The sequence below is a fragment of the Diaphorobacter sp. ED-3 genome, assembly GCF_027625375.1.
Lineage (GTDB): Bacteria > Pseudomonadota > Gammaproteobacteria > Burkholderiales > Burkholderiaceae_C > Diaphorobacter > Diaphorobacter nitroreducens.
Map to the genome: position 1 here is coordinate 117073 of NZ_CP115182.1, position 25798 is coordinate 142870.

Annotated in this window: 26 protein-coding genes; 14 read left to right on the plus strand and 12 right to left on the minus strand. The window is 69.1% G+C overall.

What is annotated here, in order from left to right; all coding sequences use genetic code 11:
* Positions 1-68: 68 nt before the first annotated feature.
* Entirely contained in the window at positions 69-713 is a 645-nt protein-coding gene (locus PCQ86_RS00595; RefSeq protein ID WP_011803483.1) for a LuxR C-terminal-related transcriptional regulator, read from the minus strand.
* 54 nt (positions 714-767) lie between these two features.
* On the opposite strand from PCQ86_RS00595, the gene PCQ86_RS00600 reads away from it, so the two are divergent.
* Together PCQ86_RS00600 and PCQ86_RS00605 are read left to right on the plus strand one after the other, a co-directional pair.
* Positions 768-2021, plus strand: a complete 1254-nt coding sequence (locus PCQ86_RS00600) for a nucleoside recognition domain-containing protein (protein ID WP_252101557.1) — start codon at positions 768-770, stop codon at positions 2019-2021.
* Positions 2022-2497: 476 nt separating this feature from the next.
* Positions 2498-2800, plus strand: coding sequence for a DUF3297 family protein (locus PCQ86_RS00605; protein WP_012655148.1), 303 nt, complete (start codon positions 2498-2500; stop codon positions 2798-2800).
* Positions 2801-3096: 296 nt separating this feature from the next.
* On the opposite strand, the gene PCQ86_RS00610 is transcribed toward PCQ86_RS00605, so the two are convergent.
* The 5 genes from PCQ86_RS00610 to PCQ86_RS00630 all read right to left on the minus strand — a co-directional run bounded on the left by PCQ86_RS00610 (position 3097) and on the right by PCQ86_RS00630 (position 5869).
* Entirely contained in the window at positions 3097-4284 is a 1188-nt protein-coding gene (locus PCQ86_RS00610; RefSeq protein ID WP_270174607.1) for an acetyl-CoA C-acyltransferase family protein, read from the minus strand.
* Complete coding sequence (locus PCQ86_RS00615) at positions 4281-4832, minus strand: DUF488 domain-containing protein (protein ID WP_270174608.1); 552 nt, start codon at positions 4830-4832, stop codon at positions 4281-4283. Before PCQ86_RS00615 ends, PCQ86_RS00610 begins: the two co-directional genes overlap by 4 nt.
* 12 nt (positions 4833-4844) lie before the next feature.
* Entirely contained in the window at positions 4845-5060 is a 216-nt protein-coding gene (locus PCQ86_RS00620; protein WP_011803488.1) for a DUF2945 domain-containing protein, read from the minus strand.
* A 111-nt stretch (positions 5061-5171) separates the two neighbouring features.
* Positions 5172-5675, minus strand: coding sequence for a Cu(I)-responsive transcriptional regulator (gene cueR / locus PCQ86_RS00625; protein WP_011803489.1), 504 nt, complete (start codon positions 5673-5675; stop codon positions 5172-5174).
* Positions 5672-5869: a heavy-metal-associated domain-containing protein gene (locus tag PCQ86_RS00630; RefSeq protein ID WP_012655153.1), complete on the minus strand. Its 198-nt coding sequence runs from the start codon at positions 5867-5869 to the stop codon at positions 5672-5674. Before PCQ86_RS00630 ends, cueR begins: the two co-directional genes overlap by 4 nt.
* A gap of 178 nt (positions 5870-6047) precedes the next feature.
* On the opposite strand from PCQ86_RS00630, the gene PCQ86_RS00635 reads away from it, so the two are divergent.
* Together PCQ86_RS00635 and PCQ86_RS00640 are read left to right on the plus strand one after the other, a co-directional pair.
* A complete protein-coding gene (locus tag PCQ86_RS00635) occupies positions 6048-8396 on the plus strand; it encodes a heavy metal translocating P-type ATPase (protein WP_270174609.1) in 2349 nt (782 codons plus the stop codon).
* A gap of 184 nt (positions 8397-8580) precedes the next feature.
* Positions 8581-10233 (plus strand): methyl-accepting chemotaxis protein, encoded by a 1653-nt coding sequence (locus PCQ86_RS00640; RefSeq protein ID WP_220638237.1) that lies wholly within the window; start codon positions 8581-8583, stop codon positions 10231-10233.
* Between the two features lie 186 nt (positions 10234-10419).
* Here PCQ86_RS00640 and PCQ86_RS00645 read toward each other — a convergent pair whose 3' ends face one another.
* The 5 genes from PCQ86_RS00645 to PCQ86_RS00665 form a co-directional block, all read right to left on the minus strand.
* Entirely contained in the window at positions 10420-11169 is a 750-nt protein-coding gene (locus tag PCQ86_RS00645) for a sulfite exporter TauE/SafE family protein (protein WP_270174610.1), read from the minus strand.
* 154 nt (positions 11170-11323) lie between these two features.
* Positions 11324-12448: an alkene reductase gene (locus PCQ86_RS00650; RefSeq protein WP_135148373.1), complete on the minus strand. Its 1125-nt coding sequence runs from the start codon at positions 12446-12448 to the stop codon at positions 11324-11326.
* Positions 12449-12713: 265 nt separating this feature from the next.
* Positions 12714-13322: a glutathione transferase GstA gene (gene gstA / locus PCQ86_RS00655; protein WP_135148374.1), complete on the minus strand. Its 609-nt coding sequence runs from the start codon at positions 13320-13322 to the stop codon at positions 12714-12716.
* Between the two features lie 134 nt (positions 13323-13456).
* Complete coding sequence (locus PCQ86_RS00660) at positions 13457-13723, minus strand: YkgJ family cysteine cluster protein (RefSeq protein WP_270174611.1); 267 nt, start codon at positions 13721-13723, stop codon at positions 13457-13459.
* A 65-nt stretch (positions 13724-13788) separates the two neighbouring features.
* Positions 13789-14373, minus strand: coding sequence for an NADPH-dependent FMN reductase (locus tag PCQ86_RS00665; protein WP_011803497.1), 585 nt, complete (start codon positions 14371-14373; stop codon positions 13789-13791).
* 212 nt (positions 14374-14585) lie between these two features.
* On the opposite strand from PCQ86_RS00665, the gene mnmG reads away from it, so the two are divergent.
* From mnmG to PCQ86_RS00710, 9 genes are all read left to right on the plus strand, one after another.
* Complete coding sequence (gene mnmG, locus PCQ86_RS00670; RefSeq protein ID WP_270174612.1) at positions 14586-16559, plus strand: tRNA uridine-5-carboxymethylaminomethyl(34) synthesis enzyme MnmG; 1974 nt, start codon at positions 14586-14588, stop codon at positions 16557-16559.
* Positions 16556-17236: a 16S rRNA (guanine(527)-N(7))-methyltransferase RsmG gene (gene rsmG, locus PCQ86_RS00675; protein ID WP_270174613.1), complete on the plus strand. Its 681-nt coding sequence runs from the start codon at positions 16556-16558 to the stop codon at positions 17234-17236. Before mnmG ends, rsmG begins: the two co-directional genes overlap by 4 nt.
* Positions 17237-17270: 34 nt before the next feature.
* Positions 17271-17885 carry a LysE family translocator gene (locus PCQ86_RS00680; RefSeq protein WP_270174614.1) on the plus strand — a complete coding sequence of 205 codons (615 nt, stop codon included), beginning with the start codon at positions 17271-17273 and terminating at the stop codon, positions 17883-17885.
* Between the two features lie 16 nt (positions 17886-17901).
* Positions 17902-18672: a ParA family protein gene (locus PCQ86_RS00685; protein WP_270174615.1), complete on the plus strand. Its 771-nt coding sequence runs from the start codon at positions 17902-17904 to the stop codon at positions 18670-18672.
* Positions 18673-18757: 85 nt separating this feature from the next.
* Positions 18758-19300, plus strand: a complete 543-nt coding sequence (locus PCQ86_RS00690) for an RBBP9/YdeN family alpha/beta hydrolase (RefSeq protein WP_270174616.1) — start codon at positions 18758-18760, stop codon at positions 19298-19300.
* Between the two features lie 6 nt (positions 19301-19306).
* Positions 19307-20302 (plus strand): ParB/RepB/Spo0J family partition protein, encoded by a 996-nt coding sequence (locus tag PCQ86_RS00695; RefSeq protein ID WP_011803503.1) that lies wholly within the window; start codon positions 19307-19309, stop codon positions 20300-20302.
* Between the two features lie 25 nt (positions 20303-20327).
* Complete coding sequence (locus PCQ86_RS00700; protein ID WP_270174617.1) at positions 20328-21125, plus strand: class I SAM-dependent methyltransferase; 798 nt, start codon at positions 20328-20330, stop codon at positions 21123-21125.
* Positions 21126-21291: 166 nt separating this feature from the next.
* On the plus strand, positions 21292-22332 hold the full coding sequence (locus PCQ86_RS00705; protein WP_270174618.1) for a peptidoglycan-binding domain-containing protein: 1041 nt from the start codon (positions 21292-21294) through the stop codon (positions 22330-22332).
* A 243-nt stretch (positions 22333-22575) separates the two neighbouring features.
* On the plus strand, positions 22576-23292 hold the full coding sequence (locus PCQ86_RS00710) for an N-acetyltransferase (RefSeq protein ID WP_270174619.1): 717 nt from the start codon (positions 22576-22578) through the stop codon (positions 23290-23292).
* Between the two features lie 65 nt (positions 23293-23357).
* Here PCQ86_RS00710 and PCQ86_RS00715 read toward each other — a convergent pair whose 3' ends face one another.
* Positions 23358-24278 carry an AraC family transcriptional regulator gene (locus PCQ86_RS00715; protein WP_012655170.1) on the minus strand — a complete coding sequence of 307 codons (921 nt, stop codon included), beginning with the start codon at positions 24276-24278 and terminating at the stop codon, positions 23358-23360.
* A 59-nt stretch (positions 24279-24337) separates the two neighbouring features.
* Between PCQ86_RS00715 and PCQ86_RS00720 the strand changes: the two genes are divergently transcribed.
* On the plus strand, positions 24338-25585 hold the full coding sequence (locus PCQ86_RS00720) for an MFS transporter (RefSeq protein WP_019373989.1): 1248 nt from the start codon (positions 24338-24340) through the stop codon (positions 25583-25585).
* Positions 25586-25798: the final 213 nt, after the last annotated feature.

The following is a 25798-nucleotide window of genomic DNA, read 5'->3' on the forward strand; positions in this document are numbered from 1 at the left end:
GCTTGCGCTTGTCAGACAAGCGCTAGAGGCCGATTTGGCTTGAAACTTGTGCCGGCAGGGTACTGCGCTCAGGGCGCGGCTTCCGGCTCCGTCTCCAGGCTTTTCACCAGCACCGCGGCCTGGGTGCGGCTGTAGCACTCCAGCTTTTTCAGGATGGCCGTCACATGCACCTTGACGGTGTTCTCGGCCAGGCCCAGCTCATGCGCGATCTGCTTGTTGAGCAGGCCATCGGCCAGGCACAGCAGCACGCGGAACTGCTGCGGCGTGAGCTGCGCGAGCTTGGCGGCCAGCGCGGCGTCGGCCTCGGAGCGCTCGGCCGCCATGGGCGGGAACCAGCTGCCGCCGTCCAGCACGGCCCGGATGGCCGCGCCCATGTCCTCGGCCGGGGCCGACTTGGGGATGAACCCCGCCGCGCCGAACTGCTGCGCACGGCGGATCACGCGCGGGTGGTCGTTGGACGAGATCACCACCACCGGCACCTGCGGGTACTCCCCGCGCACGTGCAGCAGGGCCGAGAAGCCCCGCGCGCCGGGCATGGCCAGGTCCAGCAGCACCAGCTCCACCTCGGGGTGGTCCTGCAGCGCCTGGCCCAGCGTGGCGGCGCTGGCGGCCTCCAGCGTCTGCAGCGGCGCAAAGCGCTCGTGCAGCACCTGGATCAGCGCCGCGCGGAACAGCGGGTGGTCGTCGGCAACGAGCAGGGTGGGGGGCGGCATGGGGTGCAGTCTGCCACGGCGCACGGACGGGGCCAGCCGCTACCATCGAGTTCCATGGCACTCAACTGGGTCTGGACGGGGTTTTTCATCGTGGCGTTCGCCACCGCCGTGGTGCGCTGGCTGCTGGGCGAGGCAGGCATCTTCCAGGCCCTGCTGACGGCGCTGTTCGACGGCGCACGCGCGGGCTTCGAGATCTCGCTGGGCCTGGCCGGCATCATGGCCCTGTGGCTGGGCCTGATGCGCGTGGGCGAGCGCGCGGGCATGGTCGAGCTGCTGGCGCGCCTGGCCGGGCCGCTGCTCACGCGGCTGTTTCCCGCCGTGCCCGCCGGCCACCCCGCCCAGGGCGCGATGACCATGAACATCAGCGCCAACCTGCTGGGGCTGGACAACGCGGCCACGCCGCTGGGCCTCAAGGCCATGCAGGAGTTGCAGACGCTCAACCGCGAACCGGCGGGCACGGCCAGCAACGCGCAGATCATGTTCGTGGTGATGAACACGGCGGGGCTGACGCTGATCCCCACGTCCGTCATCGCCATCCGCCAGAGCGTGGCGCTGAAGCAGGGCCTGGGCGCGGGATTCAACGCGGCCGACATCTTCCTGCCCACGCTGCTGGTCACCTTCGCCTCGCTGCTGGCGGGCGTGCTGGCGGTGGCGCTTTTTCAGCGCCTGCCGATCTGGCGCGCGCGCTTGCTGCTGCCTTTGCTGGCCGTGGGCGGCGTGCTGGCGGCGGCGGTGGCGGGCTTGGCGCAACTGCCCGCAGAGCAAGCCGCCCAGATTGCGGGTGCCACGGGCGCGGGCGTGATCCTGGGGGTGGTGGCGCTGTTCCTGCTGGCCGGGGCCTGGCGCCGCGTGAACGTGTACGACGCCTTCATCGACGGCGCCAAGGAGGGCTTTGGCGTGGCGGTGCAGATCATTCCGTACCTGGTGGCCATCCTGGCGGCCATCGGCGTGTTCCGCGCCGCGGGCTGCATGGATGCGCTGCTGGCGGCCATCGGCGCGGGGGTGGCGGCGCTGGGGTGGAACACCGACTTCCTGCCGGCCCTGCCCGTGGGGTTGATGAAGGTGCTCTCGGGCGCCGGCGCACGGGGTTTGATGATCGACGTGCTGCAGACGCACGGTGTGGATTCCTTCGTGGGGCGCCTGGCTGCCATCGTGCAGGGCTCCACCGAGACCACCTTCTACGTGCTGGCCGTGTACTTCGGCAGCGTGGGCGTGAAGCACACGCGCCACGCACTGGCCTGCGCGCTGGTGGCCGATGCCGTGGGGCTGCTGGCCGCGATCGGTGTGGGCTACGCGCTGCTGCGCTGATCGCAACCTTCCCTCTTTCCCAAAAAAGCGCCTGACAAGGCGCTTTTTTTACGCCGAAGCCTCCTCAATCCGGGGCCGAGAAAGGGGTTTTGTGCGGCGCTGCGGTTTGCCACGGGTTGTTCTTTGTAGTTCTTATAAAGAATAGTCGTAGTAGTAGAGGGCGGCCCGGCCTGTGGGCAAGCCGATTTTTGTTTGACAGATCAAGCACTTGCGCTGCGCCAAAGCATGGGGACGGCTGCAGGCGCCTGCTGTACCGCAAATGGGGACAAGCCGCAGATGCGCCCCGCACCTGTGCATAACTGGCCAGTTGTGCCAGAACGCTCCGCAGACTTATCCACAAGGCGCCCTTCCGGGGAAGACTGCCGAGCAAAAACGGCGCAAGCGAAGGCTGACACAGCGTTAGCAGCTCTTTTTTCAGGAGCGATGGAGACGTGGTACCGCGATGCAGGCCACAGCCGCCCCGGGATTGCGGGACAATGCAGGCCCTTTACTGCTTTCCGAGACCTTTCCCTGTGACCGACTCCGCCCTGCTCCCCCTGCCCGACCGCCTGGCCATCGACCCGCGCAGCCCGCACCATGTGGCGGCCGTGTTCCAGCAGGCGGCGGACATCGGCATCCGCTTCAACGGCAAGGAGCGTGTCGACGTGGAGGAGTACTGCGTGAGCGAGGGCTGGATCAAGGTGCCCGCCGGCAAGACCCTGGACCGCAAGGGCCGCCCGCTGCTCATCACCCTCAAGGGCAGCGTGGAGGTGTTCTACAAGCCGGAAGCCGCGGCATAAAAAAAGCCACCCGGTCCCGCCGGGTGGCTGGTGGGTGGGCACCCGCTGGTTCATCGGCCCGGTAGTGGCCGCGCAAGCCTTCCCCTCATGATGTCCGACGTACTGCCGTGGATGCGCAGCCTGCGCGCGTCGGTTCAGAAAAGCGCGGGAATCGGGTATGCAGCCCTAGGGTCGGATCCACCCAAGAGCTGCAGGCGGCGTTCTGATCGGCCGTGAGGAAGGCGCGGGATCGTTTGGTTGCTACTTAATCAGGAGCTAGCAGCGCTTGATGGACAAGCGCTGAAGGCCAGAACGACTCAAACCCGTTCGAAGATCGCCGCGATACCCTGGCCGCCGCCGATGCACATGGTCACCAGCGCGTAGCGCCCGCCCGTGCGGTGCAGCTCGGCAATCGCCTTGGTGGTGATGATGGCGCCCGTGGCACCCACGGGGTGGCCCAGCGAGATGCCCGAGCCGTTGGGGTTGACCTTGGCAGGGTCCAGGCCCAGCTCCTGCACCACGGCGCAGGCCTGGGCGGCGAAGGCCTCGTTGGCCTCGATGACGTCCATGTCCTGCACCTTCAGGCCGGTGCGCTGCAGCACCTTTTGCGTGGCGGGCACGGGGCCGATGCCCATGTAGGCCGGGTCCACGCCGGCGTGCGCATAGCCCACCAGGCGCGCCAGGGGCTTCACGTTCAGCGCCTGCAGGCGGTCGCCCGCCACCAGCACCACGGCGGAGGCACCGTCGTTGATGCCCGAGGCGTTGCCGGCCGTGACCGTGCCGCCTTCCTTCTTGAACGCGGGCTTCATGCCGGCCAGCACGTCCAGCGTGGTGGCGGCGCGCACATGCTCGTCTTCCTGGAACAGCACGGAGCCCTTGCGCGTGGCGATTTCCACCGGAACGATCTGCTCTTTGAAGTAGCCCGCCGCGATGGCGGCGGCGGCGCGCTGCTGGCTGGCCAGGGCGAGTTGGTCCTGCATCTCGCGCGAAATTTGGTAGCGCTCGGCCACGTTCTCGGCGGTGATGCCCATGTGCATCTTCTGCCAGGGGTCGTGCAGGATGCCGAGCATGTAGTCGATGCTCTTGCTGTCGCCCATGCGCTGGCCCCAGCGCGCGCCCTGGTCGAAGTAGGGGCCGCGGCTCATGGATTCCGAGCCACCGCCCACGGCCACGTCGCAGTCGCCATAGCCAATGGCCTGGGCTGCGCTGATGATGGCCTGCAGGCCCGAGCCGCACAGGCGGTTGACGTTGAACGCGGGCGTCTCGATGGGGCAGCCGGCGTCAATCGCCGCCACGCGGGAGAGGTAGGCGTCTTTGGTGTCGGTGGGGATCACGTTGCCCATGACCACATGGCCCACGGCGTCGGGCGCGATGCCGGCGCGCGCGATGGCGGCCTTCACGGCGGTGGTGGCAAGCTGGGTGTTGGGCACATCTTTCAGGCTGCCGCCGAAGGTGCCGATGGCGGTGCGTGCGGTGCTGACGACGAAGACTTCGCGGTGGGTCATGGGGCAGATACGGTGGTTGGAGGTGGATAGGTGACCGTACCGTCCGGGTGGACCTGCGCGGCCGGGGTGAGTGTCGCACTCTCGGTGCGCGCGCCCAGGATGTGGCGCACCGCGCCGCCGGCGGCCAGCACGTGGTCGGTGATGATGCGGCGGTGGCAGCGCCACCACACGGCCTCGGCGCACATGATGGCGCAGGGCTCGCGTGCCGCGGCCGTGCGCAGCGCGGCCAGCGCGGCGCGAAAGGCGGGCTGCAGCGCGTAGTCGGCGTAGTTGTGGAAGCTGCGGTTGTCCCAGTAGCCGTTGGTGGTGGGCGGCACGCCGCGCTGCAAGGAGCGGCGCCCGCCCAGCGCCGGCATGTGGGTGTAGGCGATGCCCTGCGCGGCCAGCGCGGCGGGCAGCCGGTCCTCGTGGAATTGCGGCTGGCGCAGCGAGCGCGGGATGGCGCGCACGTCGATCACCCGTGTCACGCCTTCGCGCTGCAGCAGCGCGATGAAGTCCTGCACCGCCAGCGTGGAGTGCCCGATGGTGTAGAGCGGCGGCGCGGCCATTGCGTGTGCCGCTCAGCGGGCCAGGCGGTGCAGCGCGCTGCCTTTGTGCAGGGCGACATGGTCGGTCTTGTCGCTCTGGATCTCGTACTGCGGCTCTTCGGCGCTGGCGTGGTGGGTGTAGCCCTTCCACTGCAGCGCGCGGGTGTGGACGGCGGTGATGCGCCCGCTGACGCGGCCGGCCTCGGAGTTCCAGCTGACGTGGTCGCCCACCTTGAAAGGGTGTGCCATGGCATGCCTCCTGCAGGGTGTGTCAAGGCGGCCATTGTGGCCCGGCCGGCGGGTTGGTTTGGGGTGTTTTAGGCCTCCAGCGACCTGTCCACAAGCGCTGGCAGCTATGAATTAAATAGCGACGTCGGCGGCGCCGCTATTCGGGATGCCGGCCATGGCCAGATCGTCCAGGATCGGGCAGTCCGGCCGGTCGTCGCCGTGGCAGCAGTGCACCAGCGCCTGCAGGCTGCGCTGCATGGCCTGCATGGCGGCGATGCGCTCGCTCAGGTTGTCGATGTGCGCCTGGGCGATGCGTTTGACCTGGCTGCTGGCGCGCTGCTTGTCCTGCCACAGGCCGAGCAGGGTGGCGATCTCCTCCATCGAGAAGCCCAGGTCGCGCGCGCGGCGGATGAAGCGCAGGGTGTGCACATCGGCCTCGGTGTACTGGCGGTAGCCGCTGTCGGTGCGCGCCACGCCGGTCAGCAGGCCCAGTGATTCGTAGTGGCGCAGCATGCGCGCCGAGACGCCTGCGCGCTCGGCGGCGGTGCCGATGGCCACGGGCCAGTCCAGCGCGGCCGCGGGCCCCGCGCCGTCGCTGGGCACGCGGTGGGCGGGGCGCCGCGGCGCGGTGCTCATGCGGCGACCTTGTAGCCTTCTTCCTGGATGGCGTTGGCCAGCGCTTCGCGCGACTTGTCGCTCTCCACGATGACCTGGCCGGTGGCCAGGTCCACCTTCACGAGGGCGTCGGTGTCGACCTGGCGCACCGCGTGCACCACGGCGCGTTCGCAGTGGCCGCAGGTCATTCCCTGGACTTGAAATGTGTATTGCATGATGGTCCTCTCGATCAAAGGGCGGTGGATGGGTTGCGGGCCAGCGGGTGGCCGACAGCTGCATCATGAAGCCTGACATGGTGTCAAAGTCAAGCGGGGACCCGCGCGGCCTGCCGCTTGACCTTGCCAGCATGTCAAGGTTTAAGGTGCGCCCTGTATCGATTCCAAGGTGGCTTTCATGACTTCTGCTTCCCTTTCCCCTGCCGCATCGGGCGACGCCCCCGCGGGCACGCTGGACCTGGGCATTGCCGGCATGACCTGCGCGAGCTGCGTGGGCCGGGTGGAACGTGCGCTGCGCAAGGTGCCGGGCGTGCAGGACGCCACGGTGAACCTGGCGACGGAGCGCGCGCACATCGTGTTCGACGCCGCCAGCGGCGGGGGCATAGAGGCGCTGGCACGCCGCGCCGTGCGCAATGCCGGCTACGAGCCGCGCAGCGTGGAGGAGCAGGAAGCGGGTGAGGAGAGCGCGCAGTCGCCCTGGGCAGGCTTCACGCCGGTGGCGGTGGGGTTGCTGCTATCGGCGCCGCTGGTGCTGCCCATGCTGGGCGATCTGTTCGGCTTGCACTGGATGCTGCCGGCGTGGGTGCAGTTCATCCTGGCCACACCGGTGCAGTTCATTCTGGGCGCGCGCTTTTACAAGGCGGGCTGGCATGCCGCCAAGGCGCTCACGGGCAACATGGACCTGCTGGTGGCCATCGGCACCAGCGCGGGCTACGGCCTGTCGCTGTGGCTGTGGGCCACGGCCGAATCCACCCATGGCGCGGGGCATACGCCGCACCTGTACTTCGAGGCATCGGCCGTGGTCATCACGCTGGTGCTGCTGGGCAAGTGGTTGGAAGCGCGTGCCAAGCGCCAGACCACGGCCGCCATCCGCGCGCTGCACGCGCTGCGCCCCGAGGTGGCCCACCTGCTGGGCCGGGACGGCGAGGTGGACGTGCCGATCGCCGAGGTGATGGCGGGTGACCGGCTGGTGGTGCGCCCGGGCGAGCGCATCCCCGTGGACGGCACGGTGGTGGAAGGGCACACGCAGGTGGACGAATCCATGCTGACCGGCGAGCCGCTGCCCGTGGTACGCAGCGCCGATGGCCCGGAGGGCGGGGCGCTCACCGGCGGCTCGATCAATGGCGATGGGCGCATCGTGATGCAGGTGACGGCCGTGGGAAGCGAGACGGTGCTCGCGCGCATCATCCGCCTGGTGGAGGATGCGCAGGCGGCCAAGGCGCCCATCCAGCGGCTGGTGGACAAGGTGTCGGCCGTCTTCGTGCCGGTGGTGCTGGCGATTGCCATCGTCACGCTGCTGGGCTGGCTGTGGACGGGCGCGGGCGTGGAGGCCGCGCTGATCCATGCCGTGGCGGTGCTGGTCATCGCCTGCCCCTGTGCGCTGGGACTGGCCACGCCGGCGGCCATCATGGCGGGCACCGGCGTGGCGGCCAGGCACGGCATCCTCATCAAGGATGCCGAGGCGCTGGAAACCGCCCACCGCGTGCAGACCGTGGCCTTTGACAAGACCGGTACGCTGACCGTGGGCCGCCCGCGCCTGACGGCGTTTCACGTGGAACCGGGGGTGGATGAGGCGGCACTGCTGTCGGCTGTGGCCGCGGTGCAGAGCGGCAGTGAGCACCCGCTCGCACGCGCCGTGGTGAGCGCCGCCCAAGAGCGTGGCCTGCCTGTTCCTGCGCCCGACGGAGTGCGCGCCGTGCCCGGCCGCGGCACCGAGGGCGAGGTGGCAGCGCGCAGCTATCTGGTCGGCAGCCTGCGCTGGATGCAGGAGCTGGGCGTGGACCTGGGCCCGCTGGCCGATCGTGCGGCCACGCTGCAGGCCGAAGGCGCCACCGTGTCCGCGGTGGCCGAGCGGGTCGCGCAGGACCCGAGCGGCGCACGGCCACCCGAAGCCGCGAGCACTCCCCTGGGGGGCAGCGAGGACACGATAGTGCCGAGCGCGGGGGCGCACTATGTCTTGCGCGCGCTGCTGGCCTTTGGCGATGAGCCCAAGCCCGGCGCACGCGAGGCACTGGCGCAACTGCGCGACCAGGGCGTGCGCTGCGTGATGATCTCTGGCGACAACCGCGGCGCGGCCGAGGCCATGGCCCGCCGCCTGGGCCTGCAGCCGGAGGCCGGCGAGGTGATGGCCGAGGTGCTGCCGGGCGACAAGGCGGCGGCGGTGAATGCGCTGAAGGCGCAGGGCCATGTCGTGGCCATGGTGGGCGACGGCGTGAATGACGCGCCCGCGCTGGCCGCGGCCGATGTGGGCATGGCCATGGGCAATGGTACCGACGTGGCCATGCACGCGGCGGGCATCACGCTGATGCGCGGGGACCCGCAGCTGGTGGCGGCGGCGCTGGACATCTCGCGGCGCACGGTGGCCAAGATCCGCCAGAACCTGTTTTGGGCCTTTGCATATAACGTGGCCGGTATTCCGCTGGCGGCGCTGGGCTACCTGAGTCCCGTGGTCGCGGGGGCCGCGATGGCGCTGAGTTCGGTCAGCGTGATGACGAACGCGTTGTTGCTCAAGCGTTGGCGGGGGTGATTGCGGGATAAACGAGACAAAAGGATTCTTATTTCTCTGGCAAACTGCAACGTTTTGTTGCATATTGGCGCGCGGCTTCGTTCGTAAGTCACGCGCAAGCCATCGCCTGACAGGGTGACGGATTGCGTGACGCACATCATGGGAGGGTGGCCCGCCGGGGGCTGCACACGACAAGGAAACGGTGATGAATATTTACGCGCTCATGCGGCTCTTCACGATCCGCCTGCGAATGATCGGCGCCATTGGCGTGGTACTGGGCCTGTTGGGCCTGCTGGGCGGTGCCGGCATGCTGGGCATGTTCCGCATCCACGGGCTGGCCCAGGACTTCATCAGCCAGCCGCATGCCGCGGTGAAGCTGATGGGCCAGTTGCGCAGCGAGATGGGTGAGATCCGCCAGCACGAGAAGGACATGATCATCCACTACGAGCGCCCCGAGTCGGTGCGCGCCGCGCACGACCGGTGGCTGGCGTCGCTGGACCGTGCGGGCAAGGTCACGGCCACGCTGGGCCAGATCTGGCAGGGCGAGGACCTGGCCGAGGCGAAGGACGTCGCCAAGCACCTGGTGGCCTACCGCGAGCAGTTTGCGCACGTGGCACGCCAGCTGGAGGCTGGCGGCTACGACACCGCCACGATCGCCAACCGCATGAGTGGTAAGGCGGTGGAGCAGTTCAACATCGCCACCGACAAGGTGGCCGCGCTGGACAAGCGCCTGGCCGCCGAGGTGGACAGCGCCATTGCGCACCAGGACCGCGTCACCGACCAGACCAAGTGGCTGTTCGCCCTGGCGGTGCTGATCACTGTGGTGGTGGTGGTGCCGCTCACGCTGCTGAACATGGTGTCCATCTGCCGCCCGCTGGAAGTGGCCCGCGCGATGGCACAGGCGATCGCCGGGGGCGACCTGTCTCAGCGCATCCACGTGGAAGGCCGTGACGAGGCGGCCGACCTGCAGCGCGCGCTGCTGGACATGCAAAACGGCCTGGGCGCAATGGTGGCGCAGGTGCGCGACGCGAGCAGCAACATCGCCACGGCCAGCCAGGAGATCGCCACCGGCAACCAGGACCTGTCCGCCCGCACCGAGCAGACCGCCAGCAACGCACAAGAAGCCGTGGCCGCGCTCTCGCAGCTCACCGCCACGGTGCAGCAGACGGCGTCGTCCTCGCAGGTGGCCAACCAGCTCGTCACCTCGGCCTCGGGCATCGCCACGCGCGGTGGCCAGGTGGTGCAGCAGGCGGTGAACAGCATGCACGAGATCTCCTCCTCCAGCCGCAAGATCGGCGACATCATCGGCCTGATCGACTCCATCGCCTTCCAGACCAACATCCTCGCGCTGAACGCGGCCGTGGAAGCCGCGCGCGCGGGCGAGCAGGGCCGGGGCTTTGCCGTGGTGGCGGGCGAGGTGCGCAGCCTGGCGCAGCGCAGCGCGGCCGCAGCCAGCGAGATCAAGGGCCTGATCAGCTCCAGCGTGACGGCCGTGGACGGCGGCGTGCGCCACGTGGAAGATGCCGGCAAGGCCATGCAGGAGATCGTGTCCAGCGTGCAGCGCGTGACCGACATCATTGGCGAGATCAACTCCGCCGCCTCCGAGCAGGCGGGCGGCATCGGCGAGGTCAACGCCTCCGTGGGCGAGATCGACCGCATGACGCAGCAGAACGCCGCGCTGGTGGAAGAGTCCGCCGCGGCGGCCGAGTCGCTGCGCGAGCAGGCCGCCCGCCTGTCGCAGGTGGTGAGCCAGTTCCAGTTGGCCGACGACGGCCACGCGCCAGCGGCCTTCACGCGCACCGGCGCGCCGGCCCCCGCGCTGCGGGGCGGCGACACGCCGCGCCTGAGCGCCGCTTGAGCGCTGCATGACGCACGCGGCGGCCGGGCGCCGCCGCCAGTTTTCAACAAACCCTCCTTGCGCACCTTCGGGTGCGTTTTTTTTGCCCCTTGGTTTTGCGGCCTGTGATGGCGCGCAAGGAAGTTAGCAGATTGCTATTTAATAAGTAGCTGCTAGCGCTTACTGGGCGGGAGTTAGAGCCGATTTTTATGCCGATGCCAGCAGGCGCGGCACGGAAGCCACCAGCAGCGCACCGCCCGACAGCGTGAGCAGGCCCAGCACGATCTGGCGAAAGCGGACCTCGCTGATGCCGATATACAGCCGCGTACCCAGGAGCACCGGCACCAGCACGGCCGTAGCCACGATGCCGAAGGCGGGCAGCATGTCGCGCGTGACCATACCCTTGGCCAGATAGGTGGCCATGGCCACGGCCAGCATCGCCAGGTTGAAGTTCTGCACCACGGCGCGCTGGGTGTCCTTGGGCAGGCCGCGCAGCGTGCACCACAGCGTGGGCAGCACGCCCGTGAAGCCGCCAATGCCGCCCATCACGCCGCCGCACAGGCCCACCACGGTGTCGGCCGTGCGCCCGCCCCAACGCACCCGCGGCAGGCTGCGCGCCATCAGCATGGCGGGGCACCAGCACACCAGCAGCGTGCCCAGCAGGGCTTTGAACCAGTGGGCGTTCAGGTGGGGCAGCAGGCTGGCGCCCACGGGCACGCCCACCAGACCGCCCAGAATGAACGGCCACAGCAGGGCGGCATTGAAGCCGCGGCGCATGGTCACCGCAGCCAGCACCTGGCCGGTGAGCGAGCCGAACACCGCCAGCGCCGCCGCCAGGTGTGGCTCCAGCACCCAGACCCAGAACGACATGGCCACCATGCTGAACGCAAAGCCCGACAGGCCTTGCACGAAGCCCGCCACGACGGCGCCCAGGACGAGGATGGCCGGTGTCTCCATGCATGTCTCCCTGCTGCCCGCGGGTCCATGGGTGTACCCGCTTTTGTTTTGATAGCTGCCAGCGCTTTGCCCATCAGCGCTGGGGCCGGTTTTTATATCCATCCATGAAGCATCACGCCCGGCGCCGGGCGTGATGCTTGGCGGGCCGCCTGCGTCAGGCCGGGGCCTGCTCCAGCGCGGGGTAGTCGATGTAGCCGTGCTCGCCGCCGCCGTAGAACGTGGTTTGGTCCCAGGCGTTGAGCGGGGCGCCCCGCCGCAGGCGCTCCACCAGGTCGGGGTTGGAGATGAACGCGCGGCCAAAGGCCACGATGTCGGCGCGGCCGCTGGCCAGCGCCTCCTGGGCCATGTCGCGGTCGTAGCCATTGTTCACCATCCATGCCCCCCGGCCGCCAGCCTCGCGGTAGGCGGCCTTGAAGGCGGCGTAGTCGAATGGGCGTCCTTCCACCTCGCGCGGACCGCCCGTTGCTCCCTCGATCACGTGCACATAGGCCAGGCCCAGCGGCGCAAGCTGGCGGGCCAGGTACTCGTAGAGCGGCTGCGGGTTGGCGTCCACGATGTCGTTCGCCGGCGTGACGGGCGACAGGCGCAGGCCCACCCGACCCGGGCCTACGGCATCGGCCACGGCGCGTGTTACCTCCAGCATGAGGCGGGCGCGGTTTTCGATGCTGCCGCCGTAGTCGTCCGTGCGCTGGTTGGCGCCGGTCTTGAGGAACTGGTCCAGCAGGTAGCCGTTGGCGCCATGGATCTCCACGCCGTCAAAGCCTGCCGTTTCCACCGCATTGCGCGCCGCCGCGGCGAAGGCGTGCACGATGCCGGGCAGTTCGCTGGCGTCGAGCTCCCGCGGCTCGGAGGTGGGCTCGAACCGGCCGGCGCCGGTCTCGGGGTCGACCAGATAGGTCTTGGATTTGGCCACGATGGGCGAGGGCGCCACGGGGGCTGCGCCGCCCGGCTGCAGCGCGCGGTGCGATACGCGACCTACATGCCAGAGCTGGGTCACGATGCGGCCGCCGCGTGCGTGCACGGCGGCGGTGACGCGCTTCCAGCCATCGAGCTGCTCGGTGGCGTACAGCCCTGGTACATCGGCATAGCCCTGGCCCTGGTGGCTGATGGCCGTGCCCTCGGTGATCAGCAGCCCGGCGCTGGCGCGCTGGGCGTAGTAGGTGGCGGTGATGTCGCGCGGCACGGCCCGGGGCGAGCGGTTGCGCGTCAGCGGCGCCATGGCGATACGGTTGGCCAGGTGCAGGTCACCGGCCTGGATGGGATCGAACAGAGTGGGCATGCGACTTCAGTACCTTCTTGCAAAGCGAACCGCGGGAGGTGCGGAACGCATCAAAGGTTACCTGTATCGCTCAAGGCGTGCAGTACACCCAGGCGCTGCAGAACCACGGGTTCTGTGCTACGTCAAACAGGGAGGGGGTACGGCGGTGGGGCCGGCTGGCGGCCCTGGATGGCGCCGGGCGTGCGGCGCGCGGGGGGATTTTTGCGGTGAGGCGCCGGCACGCACAAGCCGCGCCCCGCAGATGCCGGGCGCGGCCATATGGGCCTTACTTGAGCAGGCCCTCGGCCTTCATGGCGGCCTGCACGGCGGGGCGGGCGGCGATGCGTTCGCGGTAGGCCGCCAGGTTCTTCAGTGCGGAGATGTCCAGGTTCACGGCGGGGGCCCAATTGGTCACCGTGAACAAGTAGGCGTCGGCCACGCTGAAGTGCTCGCCCATGAGGTAGGGCTTGTGGGCCAGTTCGCCGTCCACCCACTTGAGGCGGCTGAGCAGTTGCTCATGCACCAGGGGCTTGTAGTCTGCGGGGGTGGTGGGCTTGAACAGGGGGCTGAAGCCCTTGTGGATCTCGGTGCCGATGAAGGTCAGCCACTCCTGCAGACGGTAGCGCGCCAGCGTACCGTTGGCGGGGGCGAGGTTCTTGTGCGGCGCCTGGTCGGCCAGGTACTGCACGATGGCGGGGCCTTCGCGCAGGCGCGTGCCGTCGTCCAGCTCCAGCACCGGCACGTAGCCCAGGGGGTTGATGGTGTAGTAGTCGGTGCCGTCCTGCAGCTTGTGGCTCTTGGTGCTGGCCAGCACCGAGGTGTGGGCCAGGCCGGCTTCGTGCAGCACGATGTGCGGGGAGAGCGAGCAGGCGCCAGGGGAGTAGTAGAGCTTCATGCGGTCTTGTCCTTTCAAGAGAGTGATGAAGAAAATCTCCGCAGCGCATGCTATGCCGACCTGCGCGGGTCTGCCATGCCAAGGCCTTTGTGGGGGCGTTTCCCCGCGGCGCTGCGCCTGGGGGCAAGGCGGCCTCAGCGGGGCGTGGACGGCTGCGTGGCCTGTTCCATCAACGCCAGCCAGCGCATCGCGTGCGCGCGGCTGTCGCCGCACATGGCGGGGCTGGGCCGCAGCGAGGCGCACACCGTGGGGCGCTCGGGCCGGCCGAAGATGCGGCAGCGTGCGTCGTCGTCCAGTTGCACGCAGCGCATGCCGGCCGGCTTGCCGTGCGGCATGCCGGGAATGGGCGAGGAGATCGACGGCGCCGTGCAGCAGGCGCCGCAGCCGGGGCGGCAATCCATGGCGCTATTTAATTCATAGCTGTCAGCGCTTGCTGGATATACGCTGGTACCGGTTTTTGCTTCTGTCACGCGGTGCCGTGCAGCCGCCCGGCAGCCCACAGGACCTGCTCCACCACGCCGCGCACGTGGGCGGCTTGGCTTGCGTCGACCAGCTGGCCCTGGGCGTCGAAGGCACTGGCCGCGCGCGGCAGCGCGAAATGGCGCGGCGCCAGCCAGCATTCCAGGTTGAGCAGCAGCGGCGCCAGGTGGCTTTGCGACCGCAGGCCGCCCAGTGCGCCGTTGGACGCGCTGAGCATCCCCACCACCTTGCCCGCGAACGGGCGAGTGCCATCACTCCATTCCGCGTGTCCGGCCACGGGGCTGGAGGCCCAGTCGATGGTGTTCTTGAGCAGGCCGGTGTAGCTGCCGTTGTATTCGGGCGAGCAGATCACCCAGGCGGGGTGGGCGTCCAGCACTTCCTTCAGCCGGATCACGTCGGCCGGGGTGCCGACGGTCTCCAGGTCGGCGTTGTAGAGGGGGATGTCGAAGTCGGCCAGCTCCAGCAGCGTGACCTCGGCGCCGGCGTCGCGCGCCATGTGTGCGGCCACGGCGGCCAGGCGGCGGTTGAATGATTGGGTGCGGGTGCTGCCCGCGAATACGAGGAACTTCATGCGCGGGATTGGAGCACAGCCTGGACACACTTTTCCTGCGCGGTTTCACGTGAAACAAACCCCGCCGCGCATCGGGGTGGCAAAGATGGGAAAATCACGGGTTCCCCGCCGGGCCGGCAGCGCAGGCGCGAGGGTGGGGGCGGTACCGGCGCCGTGAAAGCCGGGCTTGTTCACCGTTTGACAGGGCCGCAGCGGGCCCGGAGCACCCCACCATGTTGTACCCCCAGGATTTCGATGTCATCGTCGTTGGCGGAGGCCATGCCGGCACCGAGGCCGCGCTGGCCGCCGCACGCATGGGCAGCCGCACGCTGCTGCTCACGCACAACATCGAGACGCTGGGGCAGATGAGCTGCAACCCCAGCATCGGCGGCATTGGCAAGGGCCACCTGGTGAAGGAGGTGGACGCGCTGGGTGGCGTGATGGCGCTGGCGACCGATGAGGCGGGCATCCAGTTCCGCATCCTCAACAGCAGCAAGGGTCCGGCCGTGCGCGCCACGCGCGCGCAGGCCGACCGCATCCTCTACAAAGCGGCCATCCGCCGCATGCTGGAGAACCAACCCAACCTGTGGCTGTTCCAGCAGGCGGTGGACGACCTGATGGTGGAGGGCGACCGCGTGGTGGGCGCCGTCACGCAGGTGGGCATCCGCTTTCGCAGTCGCACGGTGGTGCTGACGGCGGGCACCTTCTTGGACGGCAAGATCCACGTGGGTCTGAACAACTACGCAGCGGGCCGCGCGGGGGATCCGCCGGCCGTAAGCCTGTCGGCACGCCTGAAGGAGCTGCAGCTGCCCCAGGGGCGCTTGAAGACCGGCACGCCGCCGCGCATCGATGGACGCAGCATCGACTTCAGCCAGTGTGAGGAGCAGCCCGGCGACGGCATGCCCGGTGGCGTGAACGAGGGTGCTGTGCCGGTGTTCAGCTTCATGGGCAACGCGGCCATGCACCCGCGCCAGGTGCCCTGCTGGATCACGCACACCAACGCGCGCACGCACGAGATCATCCGCAGCGGCTTTGACCGCAGTCCCATGTTCACCGGCAAGATCGAAGGCGTGGGCCCGCGCTACTGCCCCAGCGTGGAGGACAAGATCAACCGCTTTGCCGACAAGGAAAGCCATCAGATCTTTCTGGAGCCGGAAGGGCTGACCACGCACGAGTTCTACCCCAACGGCATCAGCACCAGCCTGCCGTTCGACATCCAGTACGACCTGGTGCGCTCGATGCGCGGCCTGGAGAACGCGCACATCCTGCGGCCGGGCTACGCCATCGAGTACGACTACTTCGACCCGCGTTCGCTCAAGAGCAGTTTCGAGACGCGGCAGATCCAGGGCCTGTTCTTCGCAGGCCAGATCAATGGCACCACAGGGTACGAGGAGGCGGCGGCGCAGGGTCTGTTCGCCGGTATCAACGCCGCGCTGCAATGCCGAGGGGAGGGTGCCTGGGTGCCCGCGCGCGACGAGGCCTATCTGGGCGTGTTGGTGGACGATCTGATCACCAAGGGCGTGACCGAGCCCTACCGCATGTTCACCAGCCGCGCCGAGTTCCGCCTGCAGCTGCGCGAGGACAACGCCGACATGCGCCTGACCGATGCGGGGCGTCGCATGGGTTTGGTGGATGATGCGCGCTGGGACGCTTTCAGCCGCAAGCGCGATGCGGTTTCACGTGAAACAGAGCGTTTGAAATCGACATGGGTGAACCCGCGCAACCTGCCCACGGTGGAGGCCGAGCGCGTGCTGGGTAAAGCCATCGAACATGAATACAACCTCTTCGACCTGTTGCGCCGTCCCGACGTGGGGTACGACGCACTGACGACCATGGATGGCGGCAAGTATGCAAGCGAGGCTGTTTCACGTGAAACGCTGGGCGAGCTGAGTGCGCCCGTGATCGAGCAGGTCGAGATTGCCGCCAAGTACGCGGGCTATATCGAGCGCCAACGGGATGAGGTGCAGCGCGCCGCGCACTTCGAAAAGCTGCGCCTACCCGAAGATCTGGACTACATGCAGGTGGCGGCCTTGTCGATCGAGGTGCGGCAAAAACTGCAGAAGCACCGGCCGGAGACGTTGGGCCAGGCGTCGCGCATTTCCGGGGTGACACCGGCGGCGATCTCGCTGCTGATGGTCCACCTGAAGAAGGGCGGTTTTAAAGGGTTTGCCCCGCAGTCGGCGGATGGGATGGAGACGGTCGCATGAGCGTGGTGACGAACACAAGCCTGGAACACACCCTGCGTGAGGGCGCCAACGCCTTGGGGTTGGAGCTGTCGGAAGCGCAAATCACGCAGCTGTTGGACTTCCTGGCGCTGCTGCAAAAGTGGAACAAGGTCTACAACCTCACGGCGGTGCGCGATCCGCAGGAAATGCTCACGCACCACCTGCTGGACAGCCTGGCTGCCGTCCCGCCGCTGCGCCGCCATGTCGCGCAAACGGCGCAGGGCAGTGCGGCCCGCCCGGGCGCACGGCTGCTGGATGTGGGATCAGGCGGGGGACTGCCTGGCGTGGTGTTCGCCATTTGTTGCCCGGAAGTGGATGTGAGTTGCGTGGACACCGTGGCCAAGAAAGCAGCGTTCATCCAGCAGGCGGCGGGCACCCTCGGTCTGTCCAACCTGCATGGCATCCATGCGCGCGTGGAAACGCTGGCCGGTCCGTTCGATGTGGTCAGTTGCCGCGCCTTTGCCGCGCTGGCGGACTTCACCGCCTGGTCGCGCCAGGCACTGGCACCGCACGGCGTGTGGCTGGCCATGAAGGGAAAGCACCCGCACGACGAGATTGCCGCGCTACCGGCGGACGTAAGCGTGTTTCACGTGGAACAACTCACTGTGCCGGGGCTGCAGGCCGAACGCTGCATCCTCTGGCTGCGCCCCGTCGCGTAAACTCAAGCCCCCTCCCGCTTCGCAAGGCGCTCCCATGTTCGGCATTGCAGACTACGGCGCATTCGTCGCCGCCATCGTGTTGTTCCTCGCCATCCCGGGGCCGGGCAATCTGGCGCTCATCACTTCCACCGGCAAGGGCGGTGTGCGCGCCGGCATGGCCGCCTGCATGGGCGTGATCGCCGCCGACCAGGTGCTCATGTGGATGGCGGTGGCGGGCGTGGCGGGCCTGCTGGCCGCGTATCCGGCAGCATTCCATGCCGTGCAATGGCTGGGCGCCGTCTACCTGGGCTGGATGGGCTACAAGATGCTCACCGCCAAGCCGGGGGATGTTCCCGTGCTGAACATTGCGCCGCGCCACTACTTCCGCCAGGGGGCGGTCATCACGCTGCTCAACCCTAAGGCCATCGTGTTCTACATGGCCTTCTTCCCGCTGTTCGTGAACCCGGCCACGCACCGCGGGTTGGTCACCTTCGCCGCCATGGCCGCCACCATCGCCACGCTCACCTTCCTGTACAGCCTGGTTGTGGTGCTGCTCACGCACTTCCTGGCCGAGCGCATGCGCGCCAACCCCACGGTGGCGCGCGTGTTGGAGAAAACGGCGGGCGTGTTCCTCATCGGCTTCGGCGTCAAGCTGGCCATTTCCAAGTAATAGCGAATTGCCCCGCATGGCCAAGATCTTCTGCATTGCCAACCAAAAGGGTGGGGTCGGCAAGACCACCACTTCCGTCAATCTGGCCGCGGGCCTGGCCAAGATCGGCCAGCGCGTGCTGCTCGTGGACCTGGACCCGCAGGGCAATGCCACCATGGGCTCGGGCGTGGACAAGCGCGCGCTGGAGCTGTCGGTGTACGACGTGCTGCTGGAGTCGGCCTCGGTGCCGGAGGCCGCCGTGCTGTCGGAGCAGTGCGGCTACCGCGTGCTGGGCGCCAACCGCGAACTCGCCGGGGCAGAGGTGGAACTGGTGCCGCTGGAGCAGCGCGAACGCCGCCTGAAGGCCGCCCTGGCGGCGGTGGACTCCGACTACGATTTCGTGCTCATCGACTGCCCGCCCTCCCTGTCCATGCTCACGCTGAACGGCCTGTGCAGCGCCCACGGCGTCATCGTGCCGATGCAGTGCGAGTACTTCGCGCTGGAGGGCCTGACCGATCTGGTGAACACCATCAAGCAGGTGCATGCCAACCTGAACCCCGACCTGCAGATCATCGGCCTGCTGCGCGTGATGTTCGACCCGCGCATCACGCTGCAAAGCCAGGTCAGCGAGCAGCTCAAGGAGCACTTCGGCGACAAGGTGTTCGACACCGTGATCCCGCGCAACGTGCGCCTGGCCGAGGCGCCTAGCTACGGTTTGCCCGGCGTGGTGTTCGATCCCGCGGCCAAGGGCAGCCAGGCTTTTCTGGAGTTCGCGCGCGAGATGGTGGAGCGCGTGAAGCGCATGTGATGCCTGGCCAAGGTCTTACGGTCAAAATGGCCTCCAAGGCTTATTGGATAAGCGCTATCAGCTATATAAATCATAGTAACGCCGCATGAACCCCTCGCAGATCCTCCTCCTGCCCGGCTGGCAGAACTCCGGCCCCGGCCACTGGCAAACCGAGTGGGAGCGGCTGCATGGCTACCAGCGCGTGCAGCAGCACGACTGGATGCGTCCGTTGCGCGGCGACTGGTCCGCGCGGCTGGAAGAGGTCGTGGCCGATGCGCCGGGCGAGGTGGTGCTGGCCGCGCACAGCCTGGGGTGCATCCTCACCGCTTGGTGGGCGGCGCACACCCGCCACGCGCACAAGGTGCGCGGCGCGCTGCTGGTGGCGCCGGGTGATGTGGAGCGGCCCGACCTGGCCGTGCAGGTCCCCGGTTGGGCGCCCATCGCGCGCCAGGTGCTGCCCTTTCCGGCCGTGCTGGTGGGCAGCCAGGACGATCCCTACTGCAGCTTTGAGCGTGCGCAGATGCTGGCCGGTGCATGGGGCGCACGCTTCGTGGACTCCGGTCCCCGCGGCCATATCAACGCCGATTCCGACCTGGGCGACTGGCCCGAAGGGCACGCACTGCTGCGCGCATTGATGAACAAGGACTGAAGACACATGGTCACCAAGAAACCCAAGGGCCTGGGACGCGGCCTGGAAGCACTGCTGGGCCCCAAGGTGGCCGACAAGGCGCCTGCCGGCGCCAACGCAGCGGGTGCGGCAGACGGGCCGGTGAGCACGCTGGCCCTGGACCGTCTCGTGCCCGGCATCTACCAGCCGCGCACACGCATGGACGAGGGCGCGCTGTACGAACTGGCCGAATCCATCAAGGCCCAGGGCATCATGCAGCCGATCCTTGTGCGGCGCCTCGACGACGAACAGGCGCAACAGCGCCGCCAGGAGCGTGCATCGCAGGGGGCTTCAGCAGCGATGGGCGCCCTCAGCGCCAGTGGGCCGTTGTACGAAATCATCGCGGGCGAGCGGCGCTTTCGCGCCTCGCGCCTGGCGGGCCTGGCCGAGGTGCCGGTGCTGGTGCGCGACGTGCCCAACGAGGCGGCCGCGGCCATGGCGCTCATCGAGAACATCCAGCGCGAAGACCTCAACCCGCTGGAAGAGGCCCAGGGCCTGCAGCGCCTGATCCGCGAGTTCGGCCTCACCCACGAACAGGCGGCGCAGGCCGTGGGGCGCTCGCGCAGCGCGGCGAGCAACCTGCTGCGCCTTTTGAACCTGGCCGAGCCGGTGCAGACCATGCTCATGGCCGGCGACATCGACATGGGCCACGCGCGCGCGTTGCTGTCGCTGGAGCGCGCGGCGCAGATCACCGCGGGCAACCAGATCGCGGCGAAGAAGCTGTCGGTGCGCGAGGCCGAGAGCCTCGTCAAGAAGCTGGGGGCGGAGTTCGCCCTCACGCCGCAAAAGCCCAAGAAGGACAAGTCGCGCGACCTCAAGCGCGTGGAGGAAGAGTTGTCCGACCTGCTCATGGCCGAGGTCGAGGTGCGCGTCAAGAAGCGCGTCAAGCGCGGCAGCCGGGTTGAGGAGATGGGTGAGCTGGCCATCCAGTTCGGCTCGCTGGAGGCGCTCAACGGCCTCATCGAGCGCCTGCGCGGCGGCTGACGCCGCATCGTTGCGGCCCGTGCCCATGCCGCGCCGGCCCCGCCGACCCCATCGTCTGCACGCGCCGCCGCCGCGGCGCATCGTCCTGCCCTGGCCGCTGCCGGCGGTGCTGGTGTGGGCAGCGGCGTGGCTGCTGTTCGCGGGCCTGCGCGGCAGCGTGGCCCCGCTGGCAGCGCTCGGGCTGGCCTGCGCCGTGGGTGTGGCGGGCAGCCTGCTGGCGCAGGGCTGGTGGCGCCGCGGCCTGATCGCGCTGGGCTTTCCCTTGTCGGCGGCGCTGGGCGGCGCGGTGGCGCTGCCGGCCTGGGGCTGGCTGCTGCCGCTGGCGCTGCTGCTGCTGGTGTATCCGCTCAATGCCTGGCGCGATGCGCCGCTGTTTCCCACCCCGCCGGGTGCGCTGCACGGCCTGCAGGACGCCGCGCCGCTGCCCGCGGGTGCTGCCGTGCTGGACGCCGGCTGTGGCCTGGGCGATGGCCTCAAGGCCCTGCGCGCGGCCTATCCGCAGGCGCGACTGCACGGCCTGGAGTGGAGCGGACCCTTGGCGCTGCTGTGCCGGCTGCGCTGCCCCTGGGCGCGCGTGCGGCGCGGTGACCTCTGGGCCGCAGATTGGGGCGGTTACGACCTTGTGTACGTGTTCCAGCGGCCCGAGAGCATGGCCCGCGTGGCCGCGAAGGCCCGCGCGGAGATGGCGCCGGGCAACTGGCTCGTGAGTCTGGCGTTCGCCGTGCCGGGCGTGTGCCCCAGCGCGCGGCTGGATTCCTTCGCCGGCCATGCGGCGTGGATCTACCAATTGCCTTTGCCGGGGGACGGTGCTGCGCCACACTAAAACGAAACAACTTGCAAACATCGGTTGCAAAAACTGCCGAATCGGTATGATTTTGCATTCACGTCGGCCACGCCGGTCCTGTACCGCGTGCGCAGACCGCAACGCCTCGGTTGAGACGTGTCCACACACCCCGGAATGCAAGAAAAGAGAGAGAGGAAGGAAAGCTATGTCCCGTAAACCACTGACGCTGCTGGCGGCCGCCTGCGCCGCCCTGGCCCTGACCGGCTGCGAAACCACCAACATGCGGATGGGCAGCGCCGAATCCAAGACCGTGGCCACCGGCGCTGCCGCCGGCGGCAGCGCCGCCAACGAGAGCGGCCAGCTGGAGCGCTGCCAGTCGCCCCTGGGCACCGTGTCTCTGGTCGAGAACCAGGACGCCGGCTGGTACACCATCTTGCGCAACGAGTACAAGCTGCCCCCCACGGCCAACCTGCTGCGCCTGCTGATCCAGCAGTCCAACTGCTTCATCGTGGTGGAGCGCGGCGCAGCCGGCATGCGCGCCATGGACCGCGAGCGCCAGCTCATGGGCTCCGGCGAGATGCGCGGTGGCAGCAACTTTGGCCGGGGCCAGATGGTGGCGTCCGACTACGGCATGTCGCCCGAGATCATCTTCTCGAACAACGACGCAGGCGCCATCGGCGGCGTGCTGGGCGGCCTGATCGGCGGCGGCAGCGGCCGTGCGCTGGCGGCCGTCGGCGGCGGGCTGAAGACGCGCGAGGCCAGCGCCATGCTGACCCTGGTGGACAACCGCTCGGGCGTGCAGGTGGCGGCCTCCGAAGGCAGCGCCTCCAAGAGCGACTTTGCCGGCTTCGGCAGCCTGTTCGGCGGCTCGGCCGGCGGTGGCCTGGGGGGCTACCAGAACACCGCGCAAGGCAAGGTGATCACCGCTGCGTTCATGGATGCCTACAACCAGATGGTTGTGGCGCTGCGCAACTACAAGGCGCAGTCGGTGCAGGGCCAGGGCCTGGGCGGCGGCGGCCGCCTGGGCGTGGATGGCGGCGCGGCTCCCTCGCAGACCCGCGCGGGCGCGGCCATGTCGGTGCGCGAGGCGCAGGAACGCCTGAACGCCATGGGCTACAACGTGGGCACGCCCGACGGCTCCGCCGGTCCCAAGACGGCGCGTGCGCTGCGCGAGTTCCAGCAGGCTCAGGGCCTGCCCGTCACCGGCCGCCTGGACTCGGCCACGGCCGGCGCGCTGTCGCGCTGAGCGGGACGCAAGGGGCTTCGCCCCCGGCAAGCAAGCGGCCTTCGGGCCGCTTTTTCGTGGGCGCTTTATGGGGAAAGTGCTTCGTTATTCATAGCTGTCAGCGCTTTTCTCGCAAGAGCCATAGCCCGAAAACGCCATGAACGGCACGGTATCGCACCCGCGGGGTGCGGTATCGCCGGCGGGGCTGGCCTTCAGGCGCGCGGTGGCCTAGCATGCGCGCCGCATTGTTATTGCCGCAGTTCCATGTACCTGTCCCTGCCGCCGTTCTGGTCGTCATGGCTGGCGTGGCCCAAGCCGCCGCCCGCCCCCGACGCTTCTGGCGTTTTTTCCTCCTTTCTTGATGTCTCCCGGCGCCAGGCGCGCCGCCTCGCGCAGCCCGCCGAGCTGCGCATCGACGTGGACCCGCCCGACGCCACGATCGAGCAGGAACTCTCGGCCCTGCACCAGCGGCTGCACTCTCCCGGTGACGCCCTGCATGGCCTGCCCTCCACGCCCCTGCCGGGGCACCCCGGCCTTTTCGTGCGCAGCCGCGTGGCCGATGGCGAGCTGTACGTCTACATCGAAGACCCGCTGCGCCAGTGCCTGGCGGGCACCACGGTCTTCAACCGCCTTGTCGAACTGAACCGCCGCGCCGACCGCCACCTGCGCGCGCCGCATTCGCGCTACGCGCCCGCCTACCAGCGCCGGGGCCTTGCCACGGCCGTGTACCGCTGGGCGCTGGACGGTGGGCAGTGCCTGGTGTCCGGCGCGCGCCAGTCCGCAGGGGCCCATGCGCTGTGGCAGCGCCTGGGGCGTGATTACCCGCAGGGCTATGTCTGCCTGCAGCACAAGACCCCGCGCTACCTGGGCCGCCAGGTGGATGCGCGCGTGCAGGAAGCCCTGGCCACGCGCCGCCTGCTGCTGGGCCGGGGCTGGACGCTGGCCCGCCTGGCCGCCGCCACGGGCATGCTGTCTGTGTAGTGCTCCTGAAAAAAGAGCTGCTTGCGCTTATGGGGTAAGCGCTGGAGCCCTATTTGCCTTGAGATCTATGGCGACCCCAGGAAGCGCCCCGGCGCCAGCCCCACGGCCCGCCGCACCATGGCGCTGAAGGCGCTGGGGCTGTTGTAGCCCAGTTCCGCCGCGATCTGGTTGATGGGCTTGCGCCCCGCGGCCAGCGCCACGGCGCGCGCCAGGATCACCTGCTGGCGCCACTGCGTGAAGGTGCTGCCCAGCTCTTGGCGAAAGAGGCGCGCCACCGTGCGCGGGCTGGCGCCGGTGTCGCGCGCCCAGTCGGCCAGCGTGTCGTGGCGTGTGGGATCGGCCAGCACCGCCTCGCACAGGTGGCGCAGGCGCTTGTCGCGCGGCAGGTCCACGCCCAGGCGCACGCTGCTGGCACGGCGCAACTCGTCCAGGATCAGCGCGCTCAGGTGGCGCTCGCGGTGCAGCAGCTCGGGCGGCGGCGGGGCGCCGTCGTCGGGGTCGGTGGGCATCTCGCGCACCACGGCGCGCAGCAGCTCGGACACCTCCAGCACGCGGCACTGGCGCCAGGGCTCTTCCTGCGCGCGCGCGACGGCGGGGCCGCAGCGCCCGGGCGGCTGGTAGAAGTACAGCGTGCGCAGGTCGGCGTCCTCAACCATGGTCACGGCGTGCTCCACGCCCGGCGGGATCCACAGCGCGCGCGAGGGCGGCACGATGTAGGTGCCGCGCGGCACCGTCAGGCGCAGCACGCCCGTGGTGGAGATGGCCACCTGCGCCCAGGGGTGGCTGTGCGGGCGCACCTGTGTGTCGGCGCGCAGCTCGCGGTGCTTGGCGCGCACGGGGCGCTCCCGGCTGGGCACGAACAGGTGCGGCGTGAGCGACTCCACATACGACAGCACGCGCGCCGGCCGCGCCGCGCGGCCGGCGGTGCTGGCCGCGGCGGGCTCGGCAGGCGGCGGGGCAGGGCGGGGAAGGGACGGGCTTGGCATGATCACAACAGCAATTGGCCGACTATCGTATATCGGCCGCGGCTGCCTTGCCTAAGATCATGCCCATGACGACTGCTGTCCCCACCCTGCGCCAGGATGCGCGCACCATTGGCCTGATCGGCCTTGCGCACGGCTCCTCGCACTTCTTTCACCTGCTGCTGCCGCCGCTGTTTCCGTTCCTGATCGCGGAGTTCGGCTACAGCTATTCCGAACTGGGGCTGCTGGTCTCGGTGTTCTTCGTGGTCTCCGGCGTGGGCCAGGCGCTGTCGGGCTTCCTGGTGGACCGCGTGGGCGCACGCCCGGTGCTGTTCGCCGCGCTGGCCAGCTTTGCGCTGGCGGGCCTGACCGCGGGCAGCGCCAGCGGCTACCTGGGCCTGGTGGTGGCGTCGGTGCTGGCGGGCCTGGGCAATGCGCCGTTCCACCCGGTGGACTTCACCATCCTCAACAAGCGTGTGTCGCCCGCGCGGCTGGGCCACGGCTTCTCGGTGCACGGCATCTCGGGCAACCTGGGCTGGGCCACCGCGCCGCTGTTCATGGCGGGCATCGCCACGGCCACGGGATCGTGGCGCATGGCCTGCCTGAGCGGCGGTGCGCTGGCGCTGGTGGTGCTGGCCGTCATGGTGTGGAACCGCGACGCGCTGGACGATCGCCAGGGCGCCTGGGCGCATGCGCCGGCCAAGGGCGCCACGGGCAGCGCGCACGCGCAGGAACACCCCATGGCCTTCCTCAAGCTGCCGGCCGTGTGGCTGTGCTTCTCGTTCTTCTTCTGGAGCACCTGCTCGCTCAGCGCCATCCAGAGCTTTGCCGCCCCGGCGCTGCAGCGGATGTACGACATGCCGCTGTCGCTGACCTCCATGGTGGTCACGGGATACATGCTGTGCAGCGCCGTGGGCATGGTGATCGGGGGCTTCCTCGTGGGCCGCGTGGTGCGGCTGGAAAAGACCATCAGCATCTGCCTGATGGCCTCCGCCGCGCTGCTGGTGCTGGTGGGGCTGGGCGCACTGCCCGGCACGGTGGCGCTGGCCGTGGCGGCGCTGGCGGGCATGGGCGTGGGCATTGCCGGCCCGTCGCGCGACATGCTCATCAAGCGCGCCGCGCCCCCCGGCGCCACGGGCCGCGTGTACGGCACGGTGTATTCGGGGCTGGACCTGGGCTTTTCCGTCGCGGCGCCATTGTTTGGCGTGCTGCTGGACCGCGGGCAGACCGCCGACATCTTCTACGGCTCGGCCCTGGCGCTGGTGCTGAGTGTGGTCTCGGCGGCCCTGGTGGGCGGTGGCGTGGCGCGACGCCAGGCGCAGGCCGCGTGACAGGTTCCGGGGGCTTCCAGCGCATACGTAGCAAGCGCTAACAGCTATTGAAACAGGAGCGCTGGCGCGCCCTCCAGGGCAAGCCCTGCGCCGCGCATACCGGCTTGGCGGTTCCCCTGCCGCTGGGCGCGGGGCGGCAAGCGTTCGTCGCAGCCTGCATTCGGCCGTTATGCAGGACGGTGTGATGCGCTCTGGCCCATTGATCAAGCGGTA

What these genes read in the sequence shown, in the direction of transcription:
- PCQ86_RS00610 (WP_270174607.1), bottom strand. Translation starts at nt 4,284, where the DNA reads ATGACCCACCGCGAAGTCTTCGTCGTCAGCACCGCACGCACCGCCATC.
- PCQ86_RS00680 (WP_270174614.1), top strand. Translation starts at nt 17,271, where the DNA reads ATGTTCGGCATTGCAGACTACGGCGCATTCGTCGCCGCCATCGTGTTG.
- PCQ86_RS00710 (WP_270174619.1), top strand. Translation starts at nt 22,576, where the DNA reads ATGTACCTGTCCCTGCCGCCGTTCTGGTCGTCATGGCTGGCGTGGCCC.
- cueR (WP_011803489.1), bottom strand. Translation starts at nt 5,675, where the DNA reads ATGAGCACCGCGCCGCGGCGCCCCGCCCACCGCGTGCCCAGCGACGGC.
- PCQ86_RS00690 (WP_270174616.1), top strand. Translation starts at nt 18,758, where the DNA reads ATGAACCCCTCGCAGATCCTCCTCCTGCCCGGCTGGCAGAACTCCGGC.
- rsmG (WP_270174613.1), top strand. Translation starts at nt 16,556, where the DNA reads ATGAGCGTGGTGACGAACACAAGCCTGGAACACACCCTGCGTGAGGGC.
- PCQ86_RS00595 (WP_011803483.1), bottom strand. Translation starts at nt 713, where the DNA reads ATGCCGCCCCCCACCCTGCTCGTTGCCGACGACCACCCGCTGTTCCGC.
- PCQ86_RS00695 (WP_011803503.1), top strand. Translation starts at nt 19,307, where the DNA reads ATGGTCACCAAGAAACCCAAGGGCCTGGGACGCGGCCTGGAAGCACTG.
- PCQ86_RS00620 (WP_011803488.1), bottom strand. Translation starts at nt 5,060, where the DNA reads ATGGCACACCCTTTCAAGGTGGGCGACCACGTCAGCTGGAACTCCGAG.
- PCQ86_RS00645 (WP_270174610.1), bottom strand. Translation starts at nt 11,169, where the DNA reads ATGGAGACACCGGCCATCCTCGTCCTGGGCGCCGTCGTGGCGGGCTTC.
- PCQ86_RS00640 (WP_220638237.1), top strand. Translation starts at nt 8,581, where the DNA reads ATGAATATTTACGCGCTCATGCGGCTCTTCACGATCCGCCTGCGAATG.
- PCQ86_RS00635 (WP_270174609.1), top strand. Translation starts at nt 6,048, where the DNA reads ATGACTTCTGCTTCCCTTTCCCCTGCCGCATCGGGCGACGCCCCCGCG.
- PCQ86_RS00720 (WP_019373989.1), top strand. Translation starts at nt 24,338, where the DNA reads ATGCCCATGACGACTGCTGTCCCCACCCTGCGCCAGGATGCGCGCACC.
- PCQ86_RS00660 (WP_270174611.1), bottom strand. Translation starts at nt 13,723, where the DNA reads ATGGATTGCCGCCCCGGCTGCGGCGCCTGCTGCACGGCGCCGTCGATC.
- mnmG (WP_270174612.1), top strand. Translation starts at nt 14,586, where the DNA reads ATGTTGTACCCCCAGGATTTCGATGTCATCGTCGTTGGCGGAGGCCAT.
- PCQ86_RS00630 (WP_012655153.1), bottom strand. Translation starts at nt 5,869, where the DNA reads ATGCAATACACATTTCAAGTCCAGGGAATGACCTGCGGCCACTGCGAA.
- PCQ86_RS00700 (WP_270174617.1), top strand. Translation starts at nt 20,328, where the DNA reads ATGCCGCGCCGGCCCCGCCGACCCCATCGTCTGCACGCGCCGCCGCCG.
- PCQ86_RS00685 (WP_270174615.1), top strand. Translation starts at nt 17,902, where the DNA reads ATGGCCAAGATCTTCTGCATTGCCAACCAAAAGGGTGGGGTCGGCAAG.
- PCQ86_RS00605 (WP_012655148.1), top strand. Translation starts at nt 2,498, where the DNA reads ATGCAGGCCCTTTACTGCTTTCCGAGACCTTTCCCTGTGACCGACTCC.
- PCQ86_RS00615 (WP_270174608.1), bottom strand. Translation starts at nt 4,832, where the DNA reads ATGGCCGCGCCGCCGCTCTACACCATCGGGCACTCCACGCTGGCGGTG.
- PCQ86_RS00665 (WP_011803497.1), bottom strand. Translation starts at nt 14,373, where the DNA reads ATGAAGTTCCTCGTATTCGCGGGCAGCACCCGCACCCAATCATTCAAC.
- PCQ86_RS00715 (WP_012655170.1), bottom strand. Translation starts at nt 24,278, where the DNA reads ATGCCAAGCCCGTCCCTTCCCCGCCCTGCCCCGCCGCCTGCCGAGCCC.
- PCQ86_RS00705 (WP_270174618.1), top strand. Translation starts at nt 21,292, where the DNA reads ATGTCCCGTAAACCACTGACGCTGCTGGCGGCCGCCTGCGCCGCCCTG.
- gstA (WP_135148374.1), bottom strand. Translation starts at nt 13,322, where the DNA reads ATGAAGCTCTACTACTCCCCTGGCGCCTGCTCGCTCTCCCCGCACATC.
- PCQ86_RS00650 (WP_135148373.1), bottom strand. Translation starts at nt 12,448, where the DNA reads ATGCCCACTCTGTTCGATCCCATCCAGGCCGGTGACCTGCACCTGGCC.
- PCQ86_RS00600 (WP_252101557.1), top strand. Translation starts at nt 768, where the DNA reads ATGGCACTCAACTGGGTCTGGACGGGGTTTTTCATCGTGGCGTTCGCC.